Annotated in this window: 29 protein-coding genes; 20 read left to right on the top strand and 9 right to left on the bottom strand. The window is 39.4% G+C overall.

What is annotated here, in order from left to right; genetic code table 11:
• The first annotated feature begins 727 nt into the window (after positions 1 to 727).
• A complete protein-coding gene (locus I6F49_RS13430; RefSeq protein WP_197180937.1) occupies positions 728 to 1,321 on the top strand; it encodes a hypothetical protein in 594 nt (197 codons plus the stop codon).
• Positions 1,322 to 1,323: 2 nt separating this feature from the next.
• Here the strand turns inward: I6F49_RS13430 and I6F49_RS13425 are convergent, their stop codons facing one another.
• Positions 1,324 to 1,698, bottom strand: coding sequence for a hypothetical protein (locus I6F49_RS13425; protein WP_197180935.1), 375 nt, complete (start codon positions 1,696 to 1,698; stop codon positions 1,324 to 1,326).
• A 99-nt stretch (positions 1,699 to 1,797) separates the two neighbouring features.
• Here I6F49_RS13425 and I6F49_RS13420 point away from each other — a divergent pair, with 99 nt between their 5' ends.
• Positions 1,798 to 2,238: a tellurite resistance TerB family protein gene (locus I6F49_RS13420; RefSeq protein WP_197180933.1), complete on the top strand. Its 441-nt coding sequence runs from the start codon at positions 1,798 to 1,800 to the stop codon at positions 2,236 to 2,238.
• A gap of 26 nt (positions 2,239 to 2,264) precedes the next feature.
• Here I6F49_RS13420 and I6F49_RS13415 read toward each other — a convergent pair whose 3' ends face one another.
• Positions 2,265 to 2,831 (bottom strand): NADPH-dependent FMN reductase, encoded by a 567-nt coding sequence (locus I6F49_RS13415; RefSeq protein ID WP_197180931.1) that lies wholly within the window; start codon positions 2,829 to 2,831, stop codon positions 2,265 to 2,267.
• A 119-nt stretch (positions 2,832 to 2,950) separates the two neighbouring features.
• On the opposite strand from I6F49_RS13415, the gene I6F49_RS13410 reads away from it, so the two are divergent.
• The gene (locus I6F49_RS13410) at positions 2,951 to 3,850 is read left to right on the top strand and encodes a LysR family transcriptional regulator (protein WP_197180929.1); all 900 of its coding nucleotides are present in this window, start codon (positions 2,951 to 2,953) and stop codon (positions 3,848 to 3,850) included.
• A 32-nt stretch (positions 3,851 to 3,882) separates the two neighbouring features.
• Here I6F49_RS13410 and norR read toward each other — a convergent pair whose 3' ends face one another.
• The gene (gene norR, locus I6F49_RS13405; RefSeq protein ID WP_197180927.1) at positions 3,883 to 5,439 is read right to left on the bottom strand and encodes a nitric oxide reductase transcriptional regulator NorR; all 1,557 of its coding nucleotides are present in this window, start codon (positions 5,437 to 5,439) and stop codon (positions 3,883 to 3,885) included.
• A 160-nt stretch (positions 5,440 to 5,599) separates the two neighbouring features.
• Here norR and I6F49_RS13400 point away from each other — a divergent pair, with 160 nt between their 5' ends.
• Genes I6F49_RS13400 through hmpA form a run of 3 tightly spaced genes read left to right on the top strand, consistent with a single transcriptional unit; the run spans position 5,600 to position 8,304 of the window.
• Positions 5,600 to 5,869: a hypothetical protein gene (locus I6F49_RS13400; protein ID WP_166420572.1), complete on the top strand. Its 270-nt coding sequence runs from the start codon at positions 5,600 to 5,602 to the stop codon at positions 5,867 to 5,869.
• The gene (locus tag I6F49_RS13395) at positions 5,869 to 7,101 is read left to right on the top strand and encodes an NnrS family protein (protein ID WP_166420573.1); all 1,233 of its coding nucleotides are present in this window, start codon (positions 5,869 to 5,871) and stop codon (positions 7,099 to 7,101) included. The genes I6F49_RS13400 and I6F49_RS13395 overlap by 1 nt, the downstream gene beginning before the upstream one ends.
• A 21-nt stretch (positions 7,102 to 7,122) precedes the next feature.
• A complete protein-coding gene (gene hmpA / locus I6F49_RS13390) occupies positions 7,123 to 8,304 on the top strand; it encodes an NO-inducible flavohemoprotein (RefSeq protein WP_197180925.1) in 1,182 nt (393 codons plus the stop codon).
• Between the two features lie 68 nt (positions 8,305 to 8,372).
• Here hmpA and I6F49_RS13385 read toward each other — a convergent pair whose 3' ends face one another.
• From I6F49_RS13385 to I6F49_RS13375, 3 genes are all read right to left on the bottom strand, one after another.
• Positions 8,373 to 8,759, bottom strand: coding sequence for a hypothetical protein (locus I6F49_RS13385; protein ID WP_197180923.1), 387 nt, complete (start codon positions 8,757 to 8,759; stop codon positions 8,373 to 8,375).
• A complete protein-coding gene (locus I6F49_RS13380; protein WP_197180921.1) occupies positions 8,759 to 10,366 on the bottom strand; it encodes a S41 family peptidase in 1,608 nt (535 codons plus the stop codon). The genes I6F49_RS13385 and I6F49_RS13380 overlap by 1 nt, the downstream gene beginning before the upstream one ends.
• Positions 10,367 to 10,466: 100 nt before the next feature.
• A complete protein-coding gene (locus I6F49_RS13375; protein ID WP_149594727.1) occupies positions 10,467 to 11,120 on the bottom strand; it encodes an endonuclease in 654 nt (217 codons plus the stop codon).
• Between the two features lie 242 nt (positions 11,121 to 11,362).
• On the opposite strand from I6F49_RS13375, the gene I6F49_RS13370 reads away from it, so the two are divergent.
• Positions 11,363 to 12,331 (top strand): DnaJ C-terminal domain-containing protein, encoded by a 969-nt coding sequence (locus I6F49_RS13370; RefSeq protein WP_197180919.1) that lies wholly within the window; start codon positions 11,363 to 11,365, stop codon positions 12,329 to 12,331.
• Entirely contained in the window at positions 12,331 to 12,651 is a 321-nt protein-coding gene (locus tag I6F49_RS13365) for a chaperone modulator CbpM (protein ID WP_197180917.1), read from the top strand. The genes I6F49_RS13370 and I6F49_RS13365 overlap by 1 nt, the downstream gene beginning before the upstream one ends.
• A gap of 75 nt (positions 12,652 to 12,726) precedes the next feature.
• Here the strand turns inward: I6F49_RS13365 and I6F49_RS13360 are convergent, their stop codons facing one another.
• Positions 12,727 to 13,452, bottom strand: coding sequence for a hypothetical protein (locus I6F49_RS13360; protein WP_197180915.1), 726 nt, complete (start codon positions 13,450 to 13,452; stop codon positions 12,727 to 12,729).
• A 315-nt stretch (positions 13,453 to 13,767) separates the two neighbouring features.
• Here I6F49_RS13360 and I6F49_RS13355 point away from each other — a divergent pair, with 315 nt between their 5' ends.
• Positions 13,768 to 14,148 (top strand): hypothetical protein, encoded by a 381-nt coding sequence (locus I6F49_RS13355; RefSeq protein WP_197180941.1) that lies wholly within the window; start codon positions 13,768 to 13,770, stop codon positions 14,146 to 14,148.
• Here the strand turns inward: I6F49_RS13355 and I6F49_RS13350 are convergent, their stop codons facing one another.
• The gene (locus tag I6F49_RS13350; RefSeq protein WP_024599638.1) at positions 14,149 to 14,589 is read right to left on the bottom strand and encodes a PaaI family thioesterase; all 441 of its coding nucleotides are present in this window, start codon (positions 14,587 to 14,589) and stop codon (positions 14,149 to 14,151) included.
• Between the two features lie 167 nt (positions 14,590 to 14,756).
• Here I6F49_RS13350 and lexA point away from each other — a divergent pair, with 167 nt between their 5' ends.
• From lexA to I6F49_RS13325, 5 genes are all read left to right on the top strand, one after another.
• On the top strand, positions 14,757 to 15,374 hold the full coding sequence (gene lexA / locus I6F49_RS13345; protein ID WP_166420582.1) for a transcriptional repressor LexA: 618 nt from the start codon (positions 14,757 to 14,759) through the stop codon (positions 15,372 to 15,374).
• A gap of 466 nt (positions 15,375 to 15,840) precedes the next feature.
• Positions 15,841 to 16,983, top strand: coding sequence for a cytochrome c oxidase subunit II (coxB, locus tag I6F49_RS13340; RefSeq protein WP_197180913.1), 1,143 nt, complete (start codon positions 15,841 to 15,843; stop codon positions 16,981 to 16,983).
• Complete coding sequence (ctaD, locus tag I6F49_RS13335; RefSeq protein ID WP_197180911.1) at positions 16,983 to 18,575, top strand: cytochrome c oxidase subunit I; 1,593 nt, start codon at positions 16,983 to 16,985, stop codon at positions 18,573 to 18,575. Before coxB ends, ctaD begins: the two co-directional genes overlap by 1 nt.
• On the top strand, positions 18,575 to 19,105 hold the full coding sequence (locus I6F49_RS13330) for a cytochrome c oxidase assembly protein (RefSeq protein ID WP_197180909.1): 531 nt from the start codon (positions 18,575 to 18,577) through the stop codon (positions 19,103 to 19,105). Before ctaD ends, I6F49_RS13330 begins: the two co-directional genes overlap by 1 nt.
• 35 nt (positions 19,106 to 19,140) lie before the next feature.
• Complete coding sequence (locus tag I6F49_RS13325; protein WP_166420586.1) at positions 19,141 to 20,016, top strand: cytochrome c oxidase subunit 3; 876 nt, start codon at positions 19,141 to 19,143, stop codon at positions 20,014 to 20,016.
• On the opposite strand, the gene I6F49_RS13320 is transcribed toward I6F49_RS13325, so the two are convergent.
• Positions 19,994 to 20,227: a DUF2909 family protein gene (locus tag I6F49_RS13320; RefSeq protein ID WP_197180907.1), complete on the bottom strand. Its 234-nt coding sequence runs from the start codon at positions 20,225 to 20,227 to the stop codon at positions 19,994 to 19,996. The two genes, I6F49_RS13325 and I6F49_RS13320, sit on opposite strands and share 23 nt — an antisense overlap.
• Positions 20,228 to 20,240: 13 nt before the next feature.
• On the opposite strand from I6F49_RS13320, the gene I6F49_RS13315 reads away from it, so the two are divergent.
• The 6 genes from I6F49_RS13315 (at position 20,241) to I6F49_RS13290 (ending at position 25,145) form a co-directional block, all read left to right on the top strand.
• Positions 20,241 to 20,981: an SURF1 family protein gene (locus I6F49_RS13315; protein ID WP_197180905.1), complete on the top strand. Its 741-nt coding sequence runs from the start codon at positions 20,241 to 20,243 to the stop codon at positions 20,979 to 20,981.
• On the top strand, positions 20,971 to 21,465 hold the full coding sequence (locus I6F49_RS13310; RefSeq protein ID WP_197180903.1) for a transmembrane cytochrome oxidase associated protein: 495 nt from the start codon (positions 20,971 to 20,973) through the stop codon (positions 21,463 to 21,465). The genes I6F49_RS13315 and I6F49_RS13310 overlap by 11 nt, the downstream gene beginning before the upstream one ends.
• Before the next feature lie 30 nt (positions 21,466 to 21,495).
• Complete coding sequence (locus tag I6F49_RS13305; RefSeq protein WP_197180901.1) at positions 21,496 to 22,485, top strand: COX15/CtaA family protein; 990 nt, start codon at positions 21,496 to 21,498, stop codon at positions 22,483 to 22,485.
• A gap of 12 nt (positions 22,486 to 22,497) precedes the next feature.
• Positions 22,498 to 23,427: a heme o synthase gene (cyoE, locus tag I6F49_RS13300; RefSeq protein WP_197180899.1), complete on the top strand. Its 930-nt coding sequence runs from the start codon at positions 22,498 to 22,500 to the stop codon at positions 23,425 to 23,427.
• On the top strand, positions 23,424 to 24,041 hold the full coding sequence (locus tag I6F49_RS13295) for an SCO family protein (protein ID WP_197180897.1): 618 nt from the start codon (positions 23,424 to 23,426) through the stop codon (positions 24,039 to 24,041). Before cyoE ends, I6F49_RS13295 begins: the two co-directional genes overlap by 4 nt.
• A gap of 135 nt (positions 24,042 to 24,176) precedes the next feature.
• Complete coding sequence (locus I6F49_RS13290) at positions 24,177 to 25,145, top strand: IS30 family transposase (RefSeq protein WP_197180895.1); 969 nt, start codon at positions 24,177 to 24,179, stop codon at positions 25,143 to 25,145.
• Positions 25,146 to 25,222: the final 77 nt, after the last annotated feature.

Here is a 25,222-nt window from a genome sequence, read left to right as displayed (position 1 = left end):
ACTCAGTAGTGAAACGAAACAGCGCCGATGATAGTGTAGCATTTGCTATGTGAAAGTAGGACATTACCAGGCTTCAAATTGTAGAAAGCCCGAATCTAACGATTCGGGCTTTTTTACGTCTACAGGAATGTGAATTTGAGTGATTAATAATACCAATTCCAATAAATAGCTGATCTATTTTACTTGCTAAAACAACCCATTTCTTTGTTATAAATTTCGCAAAGGGAACACCATTTACATCAATTTACGCCTAGAACTGAATTATTTTTTCGGCGTAAAATTTAGATCACATGCTTAATGGAATTGGTATGACTCTCTTCCGCTGTGGGCACTATGACACCCTACTGCGTAGCGCACCGACTTCACATTCTAGAGAGCCCGAATCTAAAGATTCGGGCTTTTTTACATCTGCAGGAGAGTAATGTGTGAGTTATTATGATCTATTTAGTTATCAATTAAGCATTCTATGTAATTACATCTTAAATTGAGTCGAGATACCTCTAATAAAGTACTTAATACCAATTCCAATAAATAGCTGATCTATTTTACTTGCTAAAACAACCCATTTCTTTGTTGTCAATTTCGTAAAGGGAAGACCATTTACATCAATTTACGCCTAGAACTGAATTGTTTTTTCGGCGTAAAATTCAGATCACATACTTAATGGAATTGGTATAAGAAAGCTGTACTATTACAGGTGTTTTAAAATAACTATAACGAGAAACATATGAAATTATTAACTGCAGTAACTCTAATACTTGCTTCATCGACAGCTTTTTCACGCCCTGCACCGTTAGTGTCTATTCCTACTCATGATGCCTTTTTTAATAGTGTTGCAGCGCATTGCGGAAAAGCGTTTGAAGGTAAAGTAATGGTAGATAATGCGAAGGGGCCAAGTTCATTTGCAGATAAAAAACTGGTTATGCATGTACGTAAATGTACCGACACAGAGTTACAAGTGCCGTTTCATGTAGGGGATGATGCATCACGTACGTGGATCATAACTAAAACAGGGAGTGGCTTGAGCTTAAAGCATGATCATCGCCATGAGGATGGTACTGATGATGCATCCACTATGTATGGTGGCCACACATTGGATGCAGGATTTGCACAAATGCAGTCGTTTCCTGCCGATCAATACTCTAAAGAGTTATTTGTTGCACAAGGGATCGCTCAATCTGTAGGTAATACATGGCAAATGTATATTTACTCAGAATTATTTACTTATCGATTAATTCGCCAAGGGCGTGAATTTAAGGTGGATTTTGATTTAACTAAACCAATTACTTTACCGGTAGCGCCATGGGGCTATGAAAAATAAGTTTATTTTTCTTTTTTCTCGGGTGCTTCACATTGCAGTAAAACATTTAAGGCTGGTTGGTAGGCTCGTGGTTTAGTTGGAAAGCGTTCGTATTCTTGCACGCCTTCTAGGACCTTTAACATAAAGGTTCTGCCACGACATAACCTATCTGCATGGCGCAGTAAAAACATACTTTGATTAGCGAAGTGCTTGTAATCGTCTGACTGTATTTCTATTTTATAGTTGTCTTCACCAATTTTAGTTTGGTAGTAATGTACTTTATTATCAAAGTCGTATGATTTTTCTTTTTCGACAGTTTCGGCAAATACAGTGCCGACGCTCGAAAGGGCCACCAATGCGCTGCCAATAACTAAGCGTGGTGTATTTAATCCTTTCATAAAAATGTATCCTTTAATTTGCGAACTTAATACCCATTAACTACTCATACAAGTTCGATTTATTTATCTTTAGTCTAACACCCAAAAAGGGATAATGTGATGTTCAAACAAATAAAGCAGCTTTTTGCTGTATTCGATGATCAGGAACCCAGTATAGAGCAGCATGATTTAAAAACAGCAGTTGCGGCATTGCTTATAGAGGTTATGCGTGCTGATACTAAGCTTGACCATAATGAACAACAAACCCTGACTGTAACCTTAAAAAAATACTTTAATTTAACAGATTCAGAAGTTGAAGAGCTAACAACTAACGCAGCAAGTAGTTTAGATGGCGCTATTGACTACTTTCAGTTTTCAAAACAAATTAATGAGCATTGTAGTGCAGTTCAGCGCATTGAAATAATAGAGCTACTATGGCGCTTGGCCTATGCTGATGGCGAAATAGATCCCCAAGAAGACTATGTAATACGTAAAGTAGCTGGGCTTTTATATGTAACGCATACAGACTTTATCGCCGCAAAAATAGCGGCGACAAAGTAATTAGTTATTTGGTAAGGCGTACTGAATTATTTTAATTTACTTGCAACGCTTACTAACTGATGAGCAAGGGCTGATACTTTTTCAGCTGTAACAGGTTCATTAATTTGGCCATTTTCATCAAGTAACGTGTGTACAGCGGGTATTGCAAGTTGATCTGCAAGTACTAACGACCCAATACCACTTAGTATATCGCGCACGTGATTTAAACCGCGTAACCCGCCAAGCCCGCCTGGGGATGCTGAAAATAAAGCGACTACTTTATTGCGAAAAGCTGGAACCGCACTTTGCTCTGTACGTGAGGACCAATCAATAGCATTTTTAAGTGCAGCGGTAATGGAACCGTTGTACTCAGGACTTGCTAGTAAAATACCATCAGCTGCACGTAGTTTATCTTTTAAAAGCTGTACATCGCTTGGTGTACCTTGCGCTTCTATATCTTCGTTAAATAATGGAATATTCAATTCGTTTAGTTTTATTACTTCTACTTCAGCACCTGTTTGTAGAGCAAAACGCGCTGCTTCATTAATAATTTTTTGATTAAAGCTTTCTTGACGAAGACTTCCTGCTAGGGCGATAATTTTTGGTGCTGACATGTTAGAGACCTTTAAGTGTTTAAGTTTACAGCTCTAATGTAGCAAAATTTTGCTTGTAGAAAACCCCAATTAACGCAACACTTATGTGCGTAAATGCACATAAGTAAAAGGTAATTAGCATGGCGATTAAATTTGAAGATTGGCAAGACGTTAAAGTAGCGTTTGAAGTGGCGCGTTTAGGTACGTTAACGGCGGCCGCAGAAGAGCTTAATGTGCACCACAGCACAGTGCTTAGACGAATTAATAATCTTGAAAAAAACTTAAATGCACGGCTTTTTCATCGCCATGCCCGTGGTTACAAGGTTACTGAAATTGGCACCAAGTTATTTGCAACGGCGCAAACTATTCATAGCTCCTTAGAGCAGTTACATAACGATATAGTAGCAGCCGACAGAACCCTTAGAGGGAGTTTATTACTAACGACGGTAAGTGGTTTTATGGATGTACTTGGTGATGTTTGTGAGCAATTTCAGGCGCTACATCCGCAAGTGCAGTTAGAAGTTATTTTAGAACAAAAAAGGTTAAGACTTGATCACGGACAAGCGCATATTGCAGTGCGTGCAGGCCCAAGACCTGATGAGGGCGATTATATTGCTCAGCATTTGGCGCAGCTTTCGTCTGGCTTGTATGCTAATAAGCGTTACATCAATAAATATGGAATGCCTAAATCGTTAAGTGATTTACAGCAACATAATTTTGTATCGGGTGTAGCGGGTTTTAATGCACGCGTACCTTATTTTGCGTGGGCTGATGAGCATATTCCAGCATCGCAAATAAAGCTGCGAGTGTCTGAAACCGCAGAAGCGACTCGCGCAATAATTAAAGGGTTAGGTATTGGTGGGTTACAACATGATGTAGCAGCGCAATATACTGATCTTGTGCCTATTTTACACAGTGAATTAAGTTGGCCTACCGATGTATGGTTAGTCACGCATCACTTAGTGCATCGCACTGCTAAAGTACAAGATTTTGCAGGGTTGTTAAAAACACATTTTAGTAAGTTAGCTGCTAATCAATAGTTTTAGCAGCATTCTAGCTGTGTTTTAAATGATTATAGTGTTTTTTTAATTTCAATCCCTAAGCGTTTAGCCAAGCGTACTAGGTTAGCTCTATCTAATTCAAGTACTCTTGCTGCTGCTGCCCAATTATAATTATGCTGTTTTAATTGCTCGGTAATTACGTTGTTTTGCAGCGATTCTACAGCTTGCTTTAAAGGTTGGTTGATTAAGGTGTTGGTTGTACTTTGGCTTGCTACTAAAGAGTTTTGCGGCGCACTAGGTGTTAAATCACAGTGCTCACTTGTAATGGTTATTATTGGATTTTGCCATTGGCTTTGTTTTGCTTTTAGGGCGCTGCGGCTAATGACATGTTCAAGCTCGCGAACGTTACCTGGCCAGTTGTACTGATTAAGCAATACTTGCGCTTCAGGGCTTAATTTTAATTGTTTTATCCCTAATTTACGGGCTGTTTGCTCAATAAAATAACCAGCTAAGAGTGTTATGTCGTGCTCGCGTTTACTAAGTGGTGGCACAGTAATAGGGTAGACACTGAGGCGATGGTATAAATCGGCTCTAAAGCGGCCTTTGGCTACTTCTTCTTTTAAATCTCTATTGGTTGCGGCAACGACGCGCACATCTACGTATTTTGACGTATCTTCACCTACCGTTTGTATTTCGCCACTTTGCAGCACTCGTAATAGTTTGCTTTGCATGGCAAGAGGCAGTTCGCCTATTTCATCTAAAAATAACGTGCCACCATCAGCTAACTGAAATTTACCTTGGCGTGCATTTTGTGCGCCAGTAAAAGCGCCTTTTGCATGACCAAAAAACTCACTTTCGGCAAGGTTCTCAGGAAGTGAAGCACAATTTAAGTGAATAAGCGGTTGATCTTTTCGAGCTGAATTTAAGTGAATATTACGCGCTACCAGCTCTTTCCCTACTCCTGTTTCTCCTAAAATAAGTACGCTAAAGTTAGATGCTGCAACAAGTTTAATTTCGTTTTTGAGCGTTTGCATTAGCGGACTTTGACCAATAATTTCGCCACCGTCCCGTGTTAATGCTTCGCGATTTAGCTCTTGCATTAATGCACTTGATTGCTGTGCATGCTGTTTGTAATGGGCAAGCTCTAAGGCCGTTTTAAAGTGCGCACTACACAGGGTTTGTAATGTGTTGAGTGTATCAGCGCTAATATTATTAAATGCATTAGCATTTAGGCTATCAAATGTGAGTACGCCCAGTAGCGCGTTTTTATCATAAAGAGGTAACCCTAAACACGCATGCACCGGAATATCGCCGGTTTTGGCCAATAGCAGTCCATCATAGGGATCGGGGAGCGGGCAGTCGTGTGCAAATTGTAGCGCGAGTGTGCTTTTGCAAATAGCTTCTAGGCGGGGGTGCTCTACTATTTTAAATCGCCTGCCAAGACTGTCGGGCATTAACCCTTTAATTGCCAGTGGTTTTAATTGTTCACCCTGAAGTACTAATAACGCACTTGCATCACTTGGAATAACCCGTTCAACCGTTGCCAATAATTGCTCAAAGCTATGCTCGTGTAATGTACTTTGTGCGAGCTCTAAAGCGACTTGCGTGAGGTTGAATTGCTGATTCATGTCAAAATGACCCATACGTGTTTTTATGAATTGATTTATAGTAGGTCATAAAGACTCATGTTGTAAAGTGATTTCTCTTAAGTTATTGAACTAAATCGATTAAATTTGTTGGCACAGTATGTGTAATAGCTAAGTAACGTAGTTAGTTACAGAGATCGCCATGAACACACTAATGCTGAATAATTTAAATAGTCAAATACAGTTTAGTTCACTATACGAAACAGTATTAATTGCTGCCAATACTGCATTGGCTCTGAGTTTAGTGTGTATTACGGCAAGTATTTTAATTAGTTACACGTTTGCTGAATACTTTTCTATGGCGGTGCAAGTATCAGCTCATATTGGCACTATTGTTATTGCTGCTATTTTAAAAGTAAGTTACGTACTGCGCTGTATTGCACAACATGGCTTAGGGCAGGAGGTACGATAATGCGCCCTATAAACTTAACTGAACCAATGGCAGCACGCGTTGCTATTCATCAAGTATCTCAATGGCCGTTATGGATGCTAGCTTTTAGACCTTTCTTTTTAGGCGGTGGCTTATTGGCATTTTTGTCAGTGGGGTATTGGCTACTTATTTTAACAGGCTATGCCAGTTGGCATTTATCAATGCCGGCTACGTTATGGCATGCACACGAAATGCTGTTTGGCTTTGCAGGAGTTGTAGCTGTTGGCTTTTTGCTTACCGCAGCACAAACTTGGACTGGCGTACCGAGCATAAGTGGCAAAGCCCTTATGTGGCTTACGTTTATATGGCTTGCAGCGCGCTTAGCCTTTTTTGTGATATTGCCCGATATTGCTCATTTTAATTTATATGGCGTACTTACGTTACAAGTTATTTGGTGGCTAGGCGCTATAGCAGTGCTGGCGAATATGTTATTAAAAGCGAGTAGTAAAAGTAACTATCCATTTTTAGCTATTTTAGCTGTGCTATGTACGCTCAATGCACTGTATTTAATACTCGTTATAAAGCAAAACATGCAGCTTGCACTTGCTGTAGTTGATACTGCAGTGCTGGTAATTACTTTACTAGTTGGCATTGTTGCGGGCCGTGTTTTACCATTTTTTACCGCTAAAGGTCTTGGTTTAAACAAGCAAGTACGTACTCCTAAAATAGATAAAGCGGTGATGTATTTATCTATTGTGGCTATCACTGTATTTTTTATTAATAAGTTATTTTTGAACATTATTAATCCTGCGTTAGTTATTGCAATTGTTGCTGCACTTCACTTAATTAGGGCTGGTTTTTGGTGGGACAGCAAGGTATTGAGAGTACCTTTGTTATGGTCTTTGCATTTTTCGTACCTTACGTTAGGTGTGGGTTTAATGATGGTTGCATTTAGCTTTTATAGTAGTGCAATACAGTTTAAAGATGCGCTGCACCTTATCACTATTGGCACAATAGGTATGATGATTTTAGCAATGATGACGCGTGTATCGCATGGTCATACAGGGCGTACACTTACCATTCCTCATTACATGGCCGTTGCTTTTGCGTTTTTGCTTGTGGCCGCTATTACCCGTTCATTACTCCCATTTATTATTGGGCCTCACCTTGCTTGGCAAATAAGTGCTTTGCTGTGGTTAGTGGCTTTTTTATTATTTTTAATTCACTGCACACCTATATTAACGCGGCGTCGTGTTGATGGGCGTCGTGGTTAGTTCATCCATAGGAAAAAACATATGTTATCTGACAAAACCATTGAGATTGTTAAAAGTACCGTTCCGTTATTAGCAGAGGCGGGTACGGTTGTTACCGATCATTTTTATAAGCGTTTATTTAGCCATAATCCTGAGCTTAAAAATATTTTTAATATGGCGAATCAAGATACAGGTCGTCAGCAATTTGCACTTTTTAATGCATTAGCTGCGTATGCACAAAATATTGATAATTTAGCCGTATTAAAAGAAGCGCTGGCACGTATTAACCATAAACATACCAGCTTGAATATTTTACCTGAGCATTACCCTATTGTAGGTGCGCATTTAATTGGTACGCTAAAAGAGCTTATTCCTGATCAATTTACTCCCGATGTTGAGTACGCATGGCGCGAAGCTTACGGCGTACTTGCCGATATTTGTATTACCGAAGAAGCTGCTTTGTATGAGCACAGTAAAAATAAACACGGTGGTTGGGTGGGCACTCGCCAGTTTGAAATAACCAACAAGCAAGTTGAATCAGAATTAGTAACAAGCTTTACACTTACACCCGTTGATGGCGAAGCTGTTATTACACATAAGCCAGGGCAGTATTTAGGTATTAAAGTTAAGCCAGAGGGCGCTGAATATGAAGAAATTCGCCAGTATTCTATTTCGCAAAAAAGTAACGGTAAAAACTACCGTATTAGTGTTAAAAAAGAGCTACAACCAAAGCCTGGCATGGTGTCTAATCATTTACACTCATTAGAGCAAGGCACTATTGTTGAGTTATACCCACCGGCAGGGGATTTCTTTTTACGTAATAATACAAACCCAGCGGTACTCATTTCAGCTGGTGTTGGGCAAACACCCATGCTAGCTATGCTTGAAACGCTATTAAGTGATAATTATAATCAAGAGGTTATGTATTTACATGCCTGCGAAAATACTCAGCAGCATTCGTTTTCAAAATATTTAAATGAGTTAAGTACAGTTTATAACCGTTTACAAACAATGACGTGGTTTAACCAAGCGACAGAAGGCGCTGACTTTACTGGGTTAATGAACCTAAATGCAGTACAAGCACAGCTACCATTGAGTAATGGCGACTTTTACTTATGTGGTCCTGCCGGTTTTATGGCATTTATAAAAAACCAGTTACTTGAGCTAGGTGTTAAAAACGAGCAGATTCATTATGAAGTGTTTGGTCCGCATCAAGACTTGTAATAACGCTTTAAAATAGAAAAAGGCGTGCAGCGATATGCTGCGCGCCTTTTTATAAACTTTAAAGTGCCCTATAGCTCTTTACAGGTAATACCTTCAAGTACTGTAGTAAGCTCTTTTTTAGGATAGTAAAGTTCGCATTGGTTATTACGTAGTTGCAAAATAAACTTCTCAGATTTTATATTATGCGCCCCCATAATTACTCTGCCATCAGGCCCTTTACTCATTGCGTGATCTATTAGCAACTCACTGCGCTTAGTAAATACCGAATCGGCAAGCGTTACTAATGCGCCTCCCTTAGCTTGTTGAATTGCCTGTTGTAGTGTTGCAACAACGCTAGGGTTAACACTCGTTAATATAGCGGGTTTAGCTGGCTCACTATTTATACTGGTATCTTTTACACCTTGGCATCCGCCTAAAGTGAGTAATGTAGCTAATGGGAGTAATAATTTAGCCATTACCTTTCCTCACTCAGTGTTGGCCACGTTAAGTCCATATTGCGCTGTGTAAATTGCGAAGGTACGTTTAAAGGAGCGATTGATTCACGAGAGCTTGAAAAGTTTGCTGGCTCTGTTTTTGCTACAGTAGCCGTTCTAATTGGACAACTGCCATTTTCGACATGAAATAATGCAGTGGCTAAAACAGCTTCGTTACTATCGCCTAATTGATGATCAAAGTCGTCCTCAATCTCACAGCCTTGCACATCGGCATCAAACTGTGGCGTAGAGGTTGGTGTAAAACCTGCAGCGTATTCACCAAATCCTTTACTATTTACACCACTAAATTGAATAGTGTAATAAGTTGTTGCGCAGTTATGAGTTGGGGTAAAGCCATACGGCTTACCGCAGGTTGTGTCGCCAATTAAAATAACTTCTGCGTCTATACCTTTTAAACCATTGATAAAAGCTTCTGATGCCGAACAGGTACCTGATGTGCTTAATACATAAACCTTCGATAGGTTCAAATCGGGTAGGCTTTCTCCAGTACTAAAAAAAGTAGAGTAATCTATTTCTTCATCAATAAATGGGAAAGGCGAATCAACGGGCTGTTTATCGTTTTGTTGGGTTTGATAATAAAAGCGGTTGTTCACGTTAGCATTACCGGCAACCATATAAGCCAATTGCGCCGATAGCGCTAATAAACCGCCGCCGTTATATCTAAAGTCTATTACAAGCTCATCAATACCATCGGTTTTAAACTTATTTACCGCATCAATAAGCCCTTCTTGGGCAATACTTATATGGCTATTAAATTGCATGTAACCCACGCTTGAGCCATTTGCGGTTGTAATTGTTTTAACGTTTTGAACAGGTGTTTGCTCAATATTGCCAGCGGTTACATTAAATGTTTTCTCAGTTCCGTCGTTACTGCGTACAACAATCGTATGTGAGTCGCCGTTAGTTGGGCTAAATAAACCTTCGTTAAGTGTGTCTACACCCGACTCTGTATTGGTGTTGATGCTAACGCCGTCAACTGAAAGTACGGTATCACCGCGCTGAAAGCCTTTATTGCTAGCTGGAGAATCATCTTCAAGATAAGCAACGCGTAAAATACGATCGGCTGTATCGCCAATAAACGCCCAATTTATTCCGTAACCAGAAGTAACGCCCGATTGTGCTTCTTGAAAGTAATCCTCAGAAGGCTCTGAAAAATGAAAGTTATCTTTTTTTGCACCTGAGTCGGTAAGCTGCTCTGTTTTTAATTGAGCGAAGTAGTCGGCGACTGTAGCAAAGCTTTCAGGGTCGTTATCGGCAATTTCATCATACCAAAGATAGGTTTCATCGCTCCAAGAGCGAAGCCAAAGTTTTTCGTAAAGGGCGGAACCTACTTTATCTGGGTAAGGGTCGTTGTTGTTAAAGGGATCGTTACCTGTGCGGGGTGTTTCGCAAAAGTTTTTTAAATCGTCTGACGGCTCAAATACACCTGCAGTCCATGTTGGACTGCTACTAACAGGTGTTGTAACTACCGGAGCAGCGTCGATACCGCCACCGCCGCCACAACCTGTTAGAGCAAAGCCCGAAAGTGCTGCAAAAATGACAAGCGAGATTTTATTATTTTTAAACATAGTTAAGGGCTTTTTTGTAAATAAGTTGTTTAAAATATTACAACACTCGCTCGTTTATTCAACATTTATAACTTTGATTTATGTAAATGAGTGTTAAAGCCTAGAGCTTGCTCGCACTACTTGTATCTGCAAATGCTTGCTTTTTCCAAGCGTTAAATAATTTTTGCTGTTTATCTGATATTTTTAAACCGTATGTTTTTTGCATGTAAGCGTAGGTATCAGCTATACGTTTTCGTGCATAAACAGGCGGTTCTACTACACGTTGCTTAAAGTTTACTTTTACTTCGCAGCGGCCATATTGTGTTGCGTTTTCGCTAAGCATGCCAAAGCGATAATTAGAGCGATCGGCATTAATTTCCCCGATAGCAGGCGCTAAGTTATTTATATCAGCTTCCATTTTTCTAAATTTAGCACTTACTTTACGGCAGTTTTTACGCCCACCATCTTGCCAACATTGTAACTGGTGACCAAATTCCCAGGCCGGAACAATGTGTTCCCATTCAATACGTAGAGCTCGCACATTTACTTTGCCTGAGCGGGTAAGGGTGTTTCGAGGAATGTAACCACAGTTAGTCGGATCGGGAGTTAGTTTTTTACCTTCTTTTTTAATATCACAGCCGCAGTAAATGCTTTTAGCGTTGTCAGGTAGGGTTTTAATTAGATGTCTTTTAGCGGTTGAAAAGCGGGTGAATTGTTCGGCCGATACCGAAACGCACACACAACAAGCCAATAAGGCCAGAATAAATCGAGTCATATCCATCACAAATGTGAACTACAGGAATGCCTAGTTTAAAGCCCTGAAGATAAAAGATAAAGTTAACTTAAGGCCTGCACTTATATTACTAGGAATATTACTAAAAAGTGTCTAATTAATTTTTTCTTCAAAGTTATTTTACTATTCATTTATTTCTTACTATTTATTGTACTTTAGCTACACAAGATTATAAGTTAAGGAGTATGCTTAAAGCTTACTCAATATGGGGATTTGGATTGCAAATGAAATTTGTTGATTATTATTCAGTACTTGGGATATCCCCTGATGCAGACGATAAAGCGGTTAAAGTAGCTTATAAAAAGTTAGCCAGAAAATATCACCCAGATGTAAGCAAAGAGCCTCAAGCAGAAGATAAATTTAAAGAAATAGCAGAAGCTTACGAAGTCATCCATAATAAAGATGAACGTAAAAAATACGACGAGCTACGTCGCCATCAACAAAATCGTGCTCATCAGCAGCAAACAAATTATCGCGGTAGCGCTGGTTCTACACAAGGTAATTACCAGCAAAGTGATCCTCAAACCGATCAAGAATTTTCTGACTTTATTAATTCAATGTTTGGCGGAGGCGGTGGGTTTGATCGTTCAGGGCAGAGCAGAAGTAACGCTGCTCGCGCGCAAAAAGGACAAGATGTGGAAATAGAGTTCCCAATTTTTCTTGAAGAAACTTTAGTTGATACCGTTAAGCCTGTTGAGTTTATGTTACCGCAGCGAGATAGCAGTGGCCGTGTCTCTGAAATTAAAAAATCACTTAAAGTGAAAATTCCAGCAGGTTCAGTAAATGGCGAGCGAATTCGACTAAAAGGGCAAGGTGGATTAGGGTCTGCGAATGGACAAAATGGCGATTTGTACTTACACATTAGTTTAGTGCCTCACCCACTATTTGATGTTGAAGGTCATAATTTAAATATAGTCGTCCCTCTTGCAGCATGGGAAGCGGCTCTTGGCACAAAAATTAATTTGCCGACATTAACAGGAAAAATTCAACTAACGATTCCGCCTAATAGCCAGTCTGGTCAACGTTTGCGTATTAAAGGTAAGGGATTAATTAGTAAAAAAGGCAAAGGTGACTTATTTGCTGTACTTAAAATTGTTAATCCAACATCTATTGATGAAACCAGTAAAAAGCTTTGGGAAGAATTAGCCGAAAAAGCTCACTTTGATCCCCGCAGCGACTGGAGTAAACCATAATGCAAATTATTGTGACACAAAAAGAAGATTTACTTACCAGTACAGAGCTATGTTTGAGTAGTGATATTAACGAAGCAATTTTATATGAGCTAGTTGAACATAGTATTGCTGTGCCTATTGAGGGAGAGCATGTTGCAGAATGGAAATTTACGGTATCTGCAGTAACCTTAGTCAAAAAAGCGGCCCGTATTCAGCATGACTTCTCGTTAGATTGGTCGGCAATAGCGTTAATTTTACAATTGCTGAATGAGCGTGATGAGTTGATTTTAGAAAACGAAATGTTAAAACGACATTTGAGTCGATTTAACCACTTGGAATAAAATCATTCTAATATCAGTGTTTAGCGTTTGCACACTCTTTAATGAGAGTGCGCTAGCTCCTAAAAATTAATGTGACTATTTTGATTTGTTCTTACTTTTAATTGAGATTAATCGCTTTAGTCGTATATTTTTTATAAGTAGTAATATCCCGCTTAGGCAAAAAAGTACACTGGTTGCTGCAAAACTAATAAGCAGTGGATTATTAAAATCCTCTCGCTCATCGTAATCCATAATATGTAACATCCAAAAAAAGTCGAATATTCGCCATAGTGTGCTGCGAATAGTCACTACTTTTCCGTTACTTGCAGCTAAGTAAAGTGTTGTACTCAACAAGTCGTCAAATTGTACCTGCCAAACATTGGTTTTATATCCTACTTCTCTGGTGCCCTTTTTTAGTAAGGTTGTACTTATTACTTGAGCGTCAATAAGCAAGTGGGCTTTAGCATTAGTAGTAATTTGTATTTTTGTAGGTGCCTCAAAAGGCCTTCCTGTAAGGGCATTAAAGCTTTGCTGTTCGGTATTACTAATAACGGTAATAATTGGTGTAGTTAAAAAAGCTTCAAATAATATTTGTGTTGGGTTAGCGACTTGCGACGTAATATTATCAAGTGATGTTGGATAATCGGCTTGTGTAAATGACTTACTAAGGGCTTTTGTTGCTAGATGTTTGCCGTGTACTTTATCAAGTGGAATTGCGCTCATAACTAAGCCACCTAGCAACCATGCTAAAATTTGTAGTGCTAATAAATAACCTAACCATTTATGAAACTTGCGCGCATGTTTAAATGTTTTTTTATTCATTTTTATAGTCTTATTATTTTTAGTGGTTAGTATATTACACTCATGGAATAAGTTACTGCGGCATTTTGTCGCAGTTTAAACTATAGCTTACTGTAATCATTTAGAAATTAAAGAGATTACATTTAAGTAACTAACATGATTTATTTGTTTAACTAAGCGGATTTTTTTGATAGTAAACGAGTTTTAAGTGCTGATAAATCCTTAAAAGCAGCTAAATATCCATATAAAGTGGTTAATTGAGCGTAGTTGATTTGGTATAACAGTAAAACTGCGTTAAAGTTTGCAATGAAATTATTAGAGGATAAATACGAAACAATGTCGGAAATTCAATTTTTAAATGTAGATCTTGAGCTTGAATCAAAGCAAGATATTAGTTTGCTAGTGGCAGATTTGAAGAAAGTCGCTACGATTTTACATTATGACAAAGACGAATACCGTCAATTAGCGCGTATTGAAGCTACAGGTGAGGTTAGCACACCTGATAAAGCAATAAACCATATATGTGAGCTTATTGAATCGTGTTCGCGTAACGCGCTAAAGCAATGGTTAGGTTGTTCACGTAGAACGTTTGATATTGGCTTTGAATCAGGCACATCTCCTAAGTGCTTTAACCAAGCCTTAGATGCAGATACATTATTACGTATATCTGCGATTGGTGCGGGTATGGAAATTACAATTTACCCAATCGAAAAGTAACTATCTTCGCTCTACGACTGCTGCGGTCATTTTTGATACGCAGCACAGCTCATTGCGGCTATTTGTAATTTTTATTTCCCATACTGAACTACGTTTGCCAATATGAAATGCTCTTGCCGTGGCAGTTAAAGTACCGTTGCGAGATGCTTTTAAATGGCTTGCGCTAATTTCCTGCCCTACACAGTAAAATTTTGTGAAATCGACAACAAAGTTAGCAGCATAACTCGCTACTGTTTCGGCAAGTACAACATTAGCACCACCGTGAACCATTCCCATTGGGTTATGATGCTCAGGTATGGCAGGCATAGTTGCAACTAAGTAATCATCACCAATTTCTGTGATTTCTATCCCCATAGTTTTCATCAGCGTACCTTGACCATTTATACCTTCATCTAGCTGTTTGCAAAACTCTAAAGTAATAGGTTGATACCAAATACTCATAACGACTCCTTTGCCTTTTTAATCATTTATAAACTTAGCTTTAGTTATATCCCTAAAATGTACACAAGTGAAATTACTTTGGCTATTTTAAGACATAATTTAAATTTGCGATTTTTATTTAACTGTATATACTCACAGTTAAATGTACTGTATGGAAAACCAGTTGTATGCGACCATTAACGAACCGCCAAGCTCAAATACTCGAACTAATTAAAGTTTTTATTAAAGACACTGGTATGCCTCCTACACGTGCTGAAATAGCGCAAACACTAGGTTTTAAAAGTGCCAATGCTGCTGAAGAACATTTAAAAGCACTTGCTAAAAAAGGCGCAATTAAAATGAAACCAGGTGCAAGCCGTGGTATTCAATTAATTGAAGAAGAAGAGCCTGAACAATTAGGTTTACCACTTATAGGGCGTGTTGCTGCTGGTTCACCTATTTTGGCGCAAGAGCACGTTGAAAGTCACTGTAAAATCGATCCTTTAATGTTTAAACCAGCCGCCGATTTTTTACTACGCGTTAACGGTATGAGCATGAAGGATATTGGTATTATGGATGGCGATTTACTTGCTGTGCATCGTACTCAAACCGCTGAAAACGGGCAAGTTGTTGTTGCCCGCGTAGATGAAGACGTAACTGTAAAACGTCTTGAGAAAGCGGGTCGTAAAGTATTACTTCATGCTGAAAACGACGATTTTGAATCTATTGAAGTAGATCTTGAGAATGAGTCTTTTAATATTGAAGGCTTAGCCGTTGGCGTTATAAGAAACGCTGATTGGATGTGACTTTAAAAATAGCTTTTAAACAAGCAGTTTTATAAATGCGTACTAATTAGTACGCATTTTCTGTTTTTAATTATGCGAAAAACAGCTAACTGATTATTTAGACTGTAAACTTTTTTCACTCATGCTTTTCTCCTTCCTTATGTGTTACACCCCTTTGTTTTGCTCGCTTTTTGAATGTTAAATAGTCGATATGCTTGCAGATACTTGATTGATTTTTAAATATTACTCGGTTGTTTTTTATACTAAAGCTTGCTTGTTGCTCATTTTTTAGCTAATCATTAGTGTGCTGAACTAACAATAACTCACAGCTTTTCAGTTTTGAGAACACACAATATACAAACTCTTTGTTGGGGCAGCGATACCAGTCAAAAAAACAAGATTGGTTAAATAATAAAAATAACGAATTGGCGTTTAAGCCGTATGCCTCTTCGCTTTGCACTCGCAATAGCATCAAAGGAGCCGTCACATGGGTAAACTGACCTCTACCTTGTGGCTTATATTATGTGTTTTTTCGCACCCAGTTTTGGCTAATAGCCAATACAATATGCGCAAAGGCGTAACCGATATAAGCAATAATGTATATCAGCTGCACATGACCATATTTATAATATGTTGTGTGATTGGGGTGATAGTGTTCGCAATTATGTTTTGGGCACTTATTCATCACCGTAAATCTAAAGGGGCTATACCTGCCCAATTTCACGAAAGCACTAAAGTAGAAATACTTTGGACAGCTATTCCATTCGTTATTTTAATTGCTATGGCAGTACCAGCCACTAAAACCCTAATTGCAATGGAAGATGCCAGCAAAGCTGATCTCACTATTAAAATCACAGGTTCGCAATGGAAATGGCACTATGAATATATGGGCGAAGACGTCGCATTTTATTCTATTTTATCCACCCCTCAAGACGAAATAGCGAATCTTGCAGATAAAAATCCTAACTACTTACTTGAGGTTGATAAACCTCTTGTACTGCCAATAAATCAAAAAGTACGTTTTTTAATGACCTCTGATGATGTTATTCACTCATGGTGGGTACCTGATTTTGCTGTGAAAAAAGACGCTAACCCGGGATTTATAAACGAAACATGGACCAATATTAACGAGGAAGGTATTTACCGAGGTCAATGTGCCGAGCTTTGCGGTAAAGATCATGGCTTTATGCCCGTAGTGGTTGAAGCTAAATCTGAAGCTGACTTTAAAGTATGGCTAGCCGATGCAAAGCAGGCGAAACAAAAAGCAGCATTAGCAGATGCCGCATTACTTGATAAAACCCTCCCAAAAGAAGAGTTAATGACTTTAGGCGAGCAAGTGTATATGGCCAGCTGCGCGGCGTGTCATCAGCCTACTGGCATGGGATTGCCGGGTGTTTTTCCTGCGCTTAAAGGCAGCCCGATAGTGCTTGGCGATATAAAAGATCACATTGATGTAGTTATCCATGGACGACCAGGTACGGCAATGCAAGCGTTTGCCAAGCAGTTATCTATAAAGCAATTAGCAGCTGTTATTACTTATAAACGTAATGCGTGGGGTAACGATACGGGTGATGTTATTCAGCCGAGTCAAATACAGGCAGCAATTGATGCCAAAGTGGAGGCGAACTAATGAGTAGCATAGTAGAACAACCTAACGCCAATGAAGCTGACCATGCTCATCATCCTGCAAAAGGCTTTAAACGCTGGCTTTATACAACTAACCATAAAGATATTGGTAGTTTATATTTAATTTTTTCGCTGACCATGTTTTTAATTGGCGGCGCAATGGCCATGGTGATCAGGGCTGAATTATTTCAACCTGGTTTACAGTTGGTCGATCCTCACTTTTTTAATCAAATGACCACAGTGCATGGCTTGATTATGGTGTTTGGTGCGGTTATGCCGGCCTTTACAGGCCTTGCTAATTGGATGATCCCTTTAATGATTGGCGCGCCAGATATGGCATTACCAAGAATGAATAACTGGAGCTTTTGGATTTTACCGTTTGCATTTTTAATCTTACTTGCATCGTTATTTATGCCTGGTGGGGGACCTGCATTTGGTTGGACTTTTTACGCACCGCTCTCTACAACCTATAGTAACGATAACACTGCAATGTTTGTATTTGCCGTACATATTATGGGGATTAGCTCAATAATGGGTGCAATCAATGTGATTGTAACCATAGTGAACCTACGTGCCCCCGGCATGACATGGATGAAGTTGCCCTTATTTGTATGGACGTGGTTAATTACTGCCTTTTTATTAATAGCGGTAATGCCAGTGCTTGCAGGGGCTGTCACTATGGTGCTTACCGATAAGTACTTTGCTACCAGCTTTTTTGATGCTGCAGGTGGCGGCGACCCGGTGATGTTTCAGCATATTTTTTGGTTTTTTGGTCACCCTGAAGTATACATAATGATTCTTCCTGCCTTTGGCATTATATCGACCATAGTGCCCACTTTTTCTCGTAAAAGACTTTTTGGTTATGCCTCAATGGTGTACGCCACATCCTCAATTGCGCTACTTAGCTTTATTGTATGGGCGCACCATATGTTTACCACTGGAATGCCGGTTGCTGGCGAGTTGTTTTTTATGTACGCGACCATGCTTATATCGGTGCCCACAGGGGTAAAAGTATTTAACTGGGTTGCCACAATGTGGAAAGGATCAATTACCTTTGAAGTGCCGATGCTTTTTAGTATTGCGTTTATTGTGTTGTTTACCATAGGTGGTTTTTCAGGGTTGATGCTAGCAATTACACCTGCTGATTTTCAGTACCACGATACTTACTTTGTGGTGGCACATTTTCATTATGTTTTAGTTACAGGGGCTGTATTTTCGATAATGGCGGGTGCTTATTATTGGCTGCCCAAGTGGACGGGCAACATGTTTAATATCACGTTAGCTAAATGGCATTTTTGGCTATCGCTGGTGAGCGTTAATGTTCTGTTTTTTCCTATGCACTTTGTAGGGCTTGCTGGTATGCCGCGTCGAATTCCCGATTACGCCCTGCAATTTGCCGACTTTAACGCAATTATAAGTATAGGCGGTTTTGCCTTTGGTTTATCGCAACTACTGTTTGTTGCTGTAGTAATTAAATGTGCACGTGGTGGCGATAAAGTGCCTGCAAAAGTATGGGATGGCGCAGAAGGCCTTGAGTGGGAAGTTGACTCTCCAGCGCCATATCATACTTTTTCTACGCCGCCGGTTATTAAGTAATGACACACGCACCGTTACTTAAGCGCTTGGTTCTTATTTGTATAGGTATGTTTGCCTTTGCGTTTGCCTTAGTGCCTTTGTACGACGTGTTTTGCGACGTAACAGGGCTCAATGGTAAACCGTCACTTGAGCAAGCAGAGCGAAGTACGCAAATAGTGCAAGACCGCGAAATAGGCGTGAGTTTTACAACTCATGCACAAGCTGGTGCGCCGTTTGTAGTTAAATCAAAAGAGTACAGCGTTACTGTTAAACCCGGTGCCATGCGTGAGGTGATGTTTAGTGCTAAAAATAGTAGTGACCTCGACAAAGTAATGCAAGCGGTGCCGTCTGTATCTCCAGGTAAAGCGGCTAAGTATTTACACAAAATAGCCTGTTTTTGTTTTGATCAGCAACCTCTAAAAGCAGGAGAAGAGCTTGAATTTAAATTACTGTTTTATGTTGATACCGCATTACCAAGCGATATTGAAGAGTTGACGCTGTCGTACACCGTATTTGATATTAGTGAGCAGCTAGTTGCGAGTAATAACTAGCCTGCATCTCTAGTGTAAAACTAGGAGTAAATAACATGAATCAAAAATATGAAAACTATTACGTACCAGAGCAAAGTCCTTGGCCTATTGTAGGGGCTATAGCATTATTTTTTATTGCTGTAGGCGCTGCATTAACTGTTATGAACGTAGGAAAAGAAGGCGGCAGTGGCGTTTATTTACTGTACGTTGGCATAGCTGTACTTTTGTATATGCTTTATAGCTGGTTTAAAAATGTCATCAGCGAGTCTGATCAAGGGTTGTACTCAGCACAAATGGATCGATCATTTAGGCAAGGGATGAGCTGGTTTATTTTTTCTGAAGTGATGTTTTTTATGGCCTTTTTTGGTGCATTATTTTATGCGCGAGTCCTATCGGTCCCATGGTTAGGTGGCGCGGGTAATAATGCAATGACCAACGAAGTACTTTGGCCTACGTTTGAAGCTGTTTGGCCTCTCGTATCTACTCCTAGCGGTGATACAACCCAAGCAATGGGTTGGCAAGGTCTGCCGCTTATAAATACCTTAATACTGCTTACCTCCTCAGTTACCTTACATTTTGCTCATGTAGCAATGGAAAACAATAAGCGCACGCCACTTAAAGTGTTTTTGGGCGCCACTATTTTATTAGGTGTTTGCTTTTTAGGGCTGCAAGTTGAGGAATACATACATGCATATAATGACCTCAACCTAACGCTTGATGCAGGTGTTTACGGTAATACGTTCTTTTTATTGACTGGTTTTCATGGCATGCATGTAACGCTAGGAACCGTACTTTTATTTGTAATATTTTTACGGATATTAAAAGGGCACTTTACTAAAGATAAGCATTTTGCTTTTCAAGCAGCTGCTTGGTATTGGCATTTTGTTGATGTTGTTTGGTTGTGTTTATTTATATTTGTATATGTGCTGTAGCGTTTATTGGCGAGCTATTCGCTGTAATAAAACCAAGTTTAAGCGCTGCAATAACAAAAATTAAAACAACGACCGAAAACAATACGCGACGACCTAAAAAGTGAGACATAGGTCGTCCCCCAGTTTTCCCTGACACCATAATAAACAATGCTCTAAATAAGTTAAAAAGTATAAATAGTAATAACAGTACGATAATAATTTTAATAATCACTGGGTTGAACCTTATGCAGTTAGTTTTATGGCACAAACAAAAGCTTAGCTCAATAATCACACTTTGTATGGTTGTGGTTGTTGTACTTGTGTGTGTGCGATTAGGATTTTGGCAGCTGGAGCGGGGTGAGCAAAAGCAGCAGCAACTAAACGTTATTGCTAAGCAACAGACTCGTGGTGTGATGAGCTGGTCTCAATTACTTAACCTTCCTGATAGCTGGAACAAAACAGGTGTATTGGTTGAGTTAAAAGGGCGGTTTGTACAAAACCAATATTGGCTTTTAGATAATCAAGTTTATAACGGACAAGTAGGTTACGACTTACTTGCTTTACTAAAGCCTGACAGCGAAGAAAAAGTGATTTTAGTTAATTTAGGATGGGTAAAAGCGCCTATAGCTAGAGATACACTGCCAAAGGTTATTCTGCCTACAGGTATTTTTATTCTTAAAGCGCAAATAAAAGAAAATAACTTAAGTAGCTTTACGCTTGAAGATAAAACGACAAATAACGACTTACCTACAAGAATCCAATCTATCGATTTGAATATGCTGAGCACTCAAAGCCAGCAATCACTAATTAATTTTATGGCTTACAGACAAGGTACTGGTGATGAGATTGCAACACCTCATTATGAGGCCGTTGTTATGAGCCCTCAAAAGCATAATGCCTACGCCGTGCAATGGTTTTTAATTGCTGTTGCATGCGCTGTTGTAGCTATTTTTGCGAGTAAAAAAAGGACACCTAATGAAAAATAATCCCCTTTTATTGTTTGTGGGTTGCTGCGCTATCCCATTAGTTTTGGCATATGGCGCATTAAAGTTCGATTGGTTACCTACTGCAATTACTAACAATGGCGAGTTTTTAAGCCAAGAAATAAAATTTGAAAATTGGCCGCAAAATAATCCAAAACAATGGACTATCGCACTTAATTATTCAAACGAATGTAACACCCCATGCAGCGAACAGCTCAATGCACTTAATAACTTATATGTGGCACTCGGTAAAAACCAAGGAAAAGTGGATATGGCTGTAATGGGAAGCCCCGACAATAAAAATCTACCATGGAAAATTATTACCGAGCAACAGAGTTTAAATCCTGCAAGTTTGTATTTAATTGATCATATGGGGTTAGTGGTACTTGAATATCCCTTTAAAGTCGAGCCACAAGAAAATCGTTTAGTGCAAAAAGGGTTATTAAAAGATCTAAAAAAACTACTCAATTATTCTCGTTCTAGCTAATTGATCAGCTTATTTAAGTTGGAGTGTTTAATGTATAAAAATTATAAAAACTTAGTATTAATAACAGGATTACTCGCTTTAATTGTTGTGGCTTTAGGTGCTTACACCCGCTTAAGTGACGCAGGTTTAGGATGCCCCGATTGGCCAGGCTGTTATGGCTTTTTAACGGTTCCTAAGCATGAGGCCGACATAGCCTTAGCAACTCAAAGCTACCCCGATATGATGTTCGAAACCGCAAAAGCGTGGAAAGAAATGATTCATCGCTATTTTGCAGGTGCTTTAGGGTTACTTATTTTAGGTTTATTTGTGTTGGCTTTTTTAAAACGCCAATATCCAACTACACCAGTTAAATTGCCTTTAGCTTTGCTCTTACTTGTGGTGTTTCAGGCAGCGCTTGGTATGTGGACTGTAACCATGAACCTGCAGCCGCTTATTGTAATGGGCCACTTATTGGGTGGCTTTAGTATTTTGTCACTTATAACGCTTTTATATTTGCGACTAACTGCCAAGCCAATAATGGGTGGAGATAGCGGCGCAAAGCGTTATTTTGTTTTGAGTTTAATTGCGCTTAGTGTGTTGGTTATTCAAATAGCGCTTGGCGGTTGGCTTGCTGCAAATTACGCAGCTCCGCATTGTAGTGGTTTACCATTGTGTGATTACGCACAACCGTTTTCATTAAGTAGCGTATTTCAATTACCGCTTGAGCACAGTAATTATGAGTATGGTGTGTTATCGCAGCAAGCACGCATGTCTATTCATTTATTACATCGTATTTGGGCACTGGTTACTTGCATTGTTCTGGCATTAATTATGTGGAAAATATACAGCAAAGCTTACTCTCAAAAAATTAAAAACTGCGTTGTGAGCGTATTACTAGTCTTACTTTGCCAAATTAGCTTGGGAGTTATTTTAGTACATTGGCACATTCCGTTGGGAGTTGCACTGGCACATAACTTGATGGCTGCCATACTGTTATTAAGCATGGTTAGGTTGTGTTATTACCTAAAATCACGCACATAAAGGGGAAATATTATGGCACTTATAATCGATAAAAAAACAATGCTACCCGTTAATACTCAACCGCTAACTTCGCGCGCGTATAATTTACTACAAGACTACTTAGCAATTAGTAAATTTAAAGTAGTCGCTATGCTGGTACTAACTGCTTGGGTTGGGTTAGCACTTGCTCCCGATGTAGGGCGTGGCATGACTGTACAGTTTATTAGCTTGTTAGGTATAGGGCTACTTTCTGCAGCAGCAGCGGTTATTAATCATGTGGTTGATAGCGAGATAGACTCAAAAATGGCACGAACTCGTCATCGCCCTGTAGCTAAAGGGCGTTTAAGTAAAACACATGCGCTTAGTTTTGCAGCTGTTATTGGGGTTGCTGGTTTTATTATGCTGATGGTGTGGGCTAATACCTTAACCGCTATATTAACGTTATTTGCATTGGTAGGTTATGCATTTGTTTATACATCATTTTTAAAGCGTGCAACGCCGCAAAATATTGTTATTGGTGGATTGGCTGGCGCAATGCCTCCATTATTAGGCTGGGTGTCAGAAACAAACCAAATGGCTGCGGCTCCCTGGTTACTCGTAATGATAATATTTACTTGGACTCCACCACACTTTTGGGCGCTTGCAATCGCTCGAAAAAGTGATTACGAACGCGCTAAAATACCTATGTTGCCAGTAACGCACGGCATCGATTTTTGTAAAACGTGCGTTGTTGCTTATTCTGTTTTACTCGCTGTTGTTTGTGTATTGCCTTATTTAATTGATATGTCTGGATTAATATATTTAATAGGTGCGTGTGTATTAAATGCAGTATTTATATATAAGGCGGTTAAATTAAAAATTGCTGGAGATGATGAGACTGCAATGGACTTATTTCGTTTTTCGATTATTCATTTAATGGTACTCTTTGTAATCTTATTTATAGATAAATGGCTCCCTTTATGAAGCAGTTATGGCTTGGATTAATTGTTGTTTTAGCTTTGTTTTTATCAGCATGTTCAAATGAAAATAGCCCACCAGATGTAGATGCATTAGTTTACGAAAATGCAAAACCACTGTCTGATTTTACGCTAAACGATCAGCGCGGCGAATTGGTGACTAAGCAACAATTTTTAGGGCTGTGGAATTTAGTATTTTTAGGCTATACAAGCTGCCCTGATATTTGCCCGTTAACGTTGGCTAAGCTTAATGCCGTTTATAAAAACTTACAGGCAGATTATCCGTTGCAAGTTTGGTTTTTATCGGTTGATCCAAAACGCGATACGCCAGCTAAGCGAAAGCAATATATAGATTATTTTAACCCTGACTTTTTAGCTGTATCGGGAGAGCATAAACACCTTTTTCCTGTTGTTAGGGAGCTTGGTTTAATTTATGCGATTAGTGACTCTGAAGAATCAGAGTATGCGGTCGATCATAGTGCATCCGTTGCATTAGTTGATCAAAATGGAGCCGTAAGAGCTATTTTTAAACCTGAATTTAAACAAGGTAGTGTGCCATTAATTAATGCGACTACTTTAACTGAAGAGTTTAAAAAAATAGCCGATTACTACAAAAACTAGTTTTTTGCTTTTTACCAATTTTAAAGGAGCTTTAGGCTCCTAGATTCAAATTGTAAGTGCATAACTTTTTTTGGCTAGATTAAGTGGTCAGTTGCTCATAAGCTAACTGCTTTTTCTCCGGCAAGAGATTTTACAATGAGACATTACAAACAACTGACCTATGCGCAAAGATGCCAGATCGCCATTCTAAAGAAAAGCGGTTTTACGCAACAAAGTATTGCTGAGCTAACTAATTTATCGCAATCTACGATTTCAAGAGAGCTTTCTAGAAATACAGGTAAGCGAGGTTACAGACACAAACAAGCTCATGAGCGGGCTTTGTTTCGCCGAAGAAGTGTAAGAAAACCGCTTAAGATGACACCTGAAATGATGGCTTTAATTACCCAGAAGCTTAATGAGAAGTGGAGTCCTGAACAAATAACGGGATGGTTGCGTAAAAAAAGTGAACGGTCTGTCAGCCATGAATGCATTTATCTGTATATCTGGGAAGATAAAAAAGCAGGTGGTGAGTTATACCTACATCTGCGCCGACACGGCAAGAAATATCACAAGCGCAGTCATGGTAAAACAAACCGAGGGCAAATAAAAAATCGCGTTAGCATTGAAGAACGTCCACAAATAGTTGATGAGAAAGGTCGTATCGGAGATTGGGAAATAGATACCGTCATAGGTAAAGGTCATCGAGGCGCCCTTGTTACCATTGTAGAGCGGGTCACCCAATTCACTGTATCAACTCAGGTGGCAGGCAAAACAGCACAAGCCGTCACTGCGGCGACGATAGAACTATTAAGGCCATATAGGTCAGCGCTTCATAGCATCACGGCTGACAATGGAAAAGAGTTCGCTTATCACGAGCAAATCACAGAGGCTTTAAGTGTTCCTGTTTATTTTGCTCACCCTTATCACTCATGGGAGCGCGGATTGAATGAAAACACGAATGGATTACTACGCCAGTATTGGCCGAAGAGCACAGATTTTGAGGCGGTAACACCAGCGCAAGTTATACCAGTACTTGAGCAACTTAATAATCGTCCGAGGAAGACACTTGGATTTGAAACGCCTGCAAAATTGATGCAGGATCACTTGGCGGCTAAAGCCGCCTAAACGTTATGCACTTCATATTTGAATCCGCGGCTCCTTTTTTATGGTTTTTAGAGTAGTTAATAAAATAACCTAGTGGC

Source organism: Pseudoalteromonas sp. SWN166, from assembly GCF_015864485.1.
In the GTDB taxonomy this organism is placed as follows: domain Bacteria; phylum Pseudomonadota; class Gammaproteobacteria; order Enterobacterales; family Alteromonadaceae; genus Pseudoalteromonas.
This window is presented reverse-complemented; position numbering and strand designations above follow the sequence as displayed.

Coding starts and splice junctions, on each gene's coding strand:
- I6F49_RS13290 (WP_197180895.1), top strand. CDS start 24,177: ATGAGACATTACAAACAACTGACCTATGCGCAAAGATGCCAGATCGCC.
- I6F49_RS13420 (WP_197180933.1), top strand. CDS start 1,798: ATGTTCAAACAAATAAAGCAGCTTTTTGCTGTATTCGATGATCAGGAA.
- hmpA (WP_197180925.1), top strand. CDS start 7,123: ATGTTATCTGACAAAACCATTGAGATTGTTAAAAGTACCGTTCCGTTA.
- I6F49_RS13310 (WP_197180903.1), top strand. CDS start 20,971: ATGAAAAATAATCCCCTTTTATTGTTTGTGGGTTGCTGCGCTATCCCA.
- I6F49_RS13305 (WP_197180901.1), top strand. CDS start 21,496: ATGTATAAAAATTATAAAAACTTAGTATTAATAACAGGATTACTCGCT.
- coxB (WP_197180913.1), top strand. CDS start 15,841: ATGGGTAAACTGACCTCTACCTTGTGGCTTATATTATGTGTTTTTTCG.
- I6F49_RS13295 (WP_197180897.1), top strand. CDS start 23,424: ATGAAGCAGTTATGGCTTGGATTAATTGTTGTTTTAGCTTTGTTTTTA.
- lexA (WP_166420582.1), top strand. CDS start 14,757: ATGCGACCATTAACGAACCGCCAAGCTCAAATACTCGAACTAATTAAA.
- I6F49_RS13370 (WP_197180919.1), top strand. CDS start 11,363: ATGAAATTTGTTGATTATTATTCAGTACTTGGGATATCCCCTGATGCA.
- cyoE (WP_197180899.1), top strand. CDS start 22,498: ATGGCACTTATAATCGATAAAAAAACAATGCTACCCGTTAATACTCAA.
- I6F49_RS13385 (WP_197180923.1), bottom strand. CDS start 8,759: ATGGCTAAATTATTACTCCCATTAGCTACATTACTCACTTTAGGCGGA.
- I6F49_RS13400 (WP_166420572.1), top strand. CDS start 5,600: ATGAACACACTAATGCTGAATAATTTAAATAGTCAAATACAGTTTAGT.
- I6F49_RS13325 (WP_166420586.1), top strand. CDS start 19,141: ATGAATCAAAAATATGAAAACTATTACGTACCAGAGCAAAGTCCTTGG.
- I6F49_RS13425 (WP_197180935.1), bottom strand. CDS start 1,698: ATGAAAGGATTAAATACACCACGCTTAGTTATTGGCAGCGCATTGGTG.
- ctaD (WP_197180911.1), top strand. CDS start 16,983: ATGAGTAGCATAGTAGAACAACCTAACGCCAATGAAGCTGACCATGCT.
- I6F49_RS13410 (WP_197180929.1), top strand. CDS start 2,951: ATGGCGATTAAATTTGAAGATTGGCAAGACGTTAAAGTAGCGTTTGAA.
- I6F49_RS13395 (WP_166420573.1), top strand. CDS start 5,869: ATGCGCCCTATAAACTTAACTGAACCAATGGCAGCACGCGTTGCTATT.
- I6F49_RS13315 (WP_197180905.1), top strand. CDS start 20,241: ATGCAGTTAGTTTTATGGCACAAACAAAAGCTTAGCTCAATAATCACA.
- I6F49_RS13350 (WP_024599638.1), bottom strand. CDS start 14,589: ATGAGTATTTGGTATCAACCTATTACTTTAGAGTTTTGCAAACAGCTA.
- I6F49_RS13365 (WP_197180917.1), top strand. CDS start 12,331: ATGCAAATTATTGTGACACAAAAAGAAGATTTACTTACCAGTACAGAG.
- I6F49_RS13330 (WP_197180909.1), top strand. CDS start 18,575: ATGACACACGCACCGTTACTTAAGCGCTTGGTTCTTATTTGTATAGGT.
- I6F49_RS13360 (WP_197180915.1), bottom strand. CDS start 13,452: ATGAATAAAAAAACATTTAAACATGCGCGCAAGTTTCATAAATGGTTA.
- I6F49_RS13415 (WP_197180931.1), bottom strand. CDS start 2,831: ATGTCAGCACCAAAAATTATCGCCCTAGCAGGAAGTCTTCGTCAAGAA.
- norR (WP_197180927.1), bottom strand. CDS start 5,439: ATGAATCAGCAATTCAACCTCACGCAAGTCGCTTTAGAGCTCGCACAA.
- I6F49_RS13430 (WP_197180937.1), top strand. CDS start 728: ATGAAATTATTAACTGCAGTAACTCTAATACTTGCTTCATCGACAGCT.
- I6F49_RS13355 (WP_197180941.1), top strand. CDS start 13,768: ATGTCGGAAATTCAATTTTTAAATGTAGATCTTGAGCTTGAATCAAAG.
- I6F49_RS13375 (WP_149594727.1), bottom strand. CDS start 11,120: ATGACTCGATTTATTCTGGCCTTATTGGCTTGTTGTGTGTGCGTTTCG.
- I6F49_RS13380 (WP_197180921.1), bottom strand. CDS start 10,366: ATGTTTAAAAATAATAAAATCTCGCTTGTCATTTTTGCAGCACTTTCG.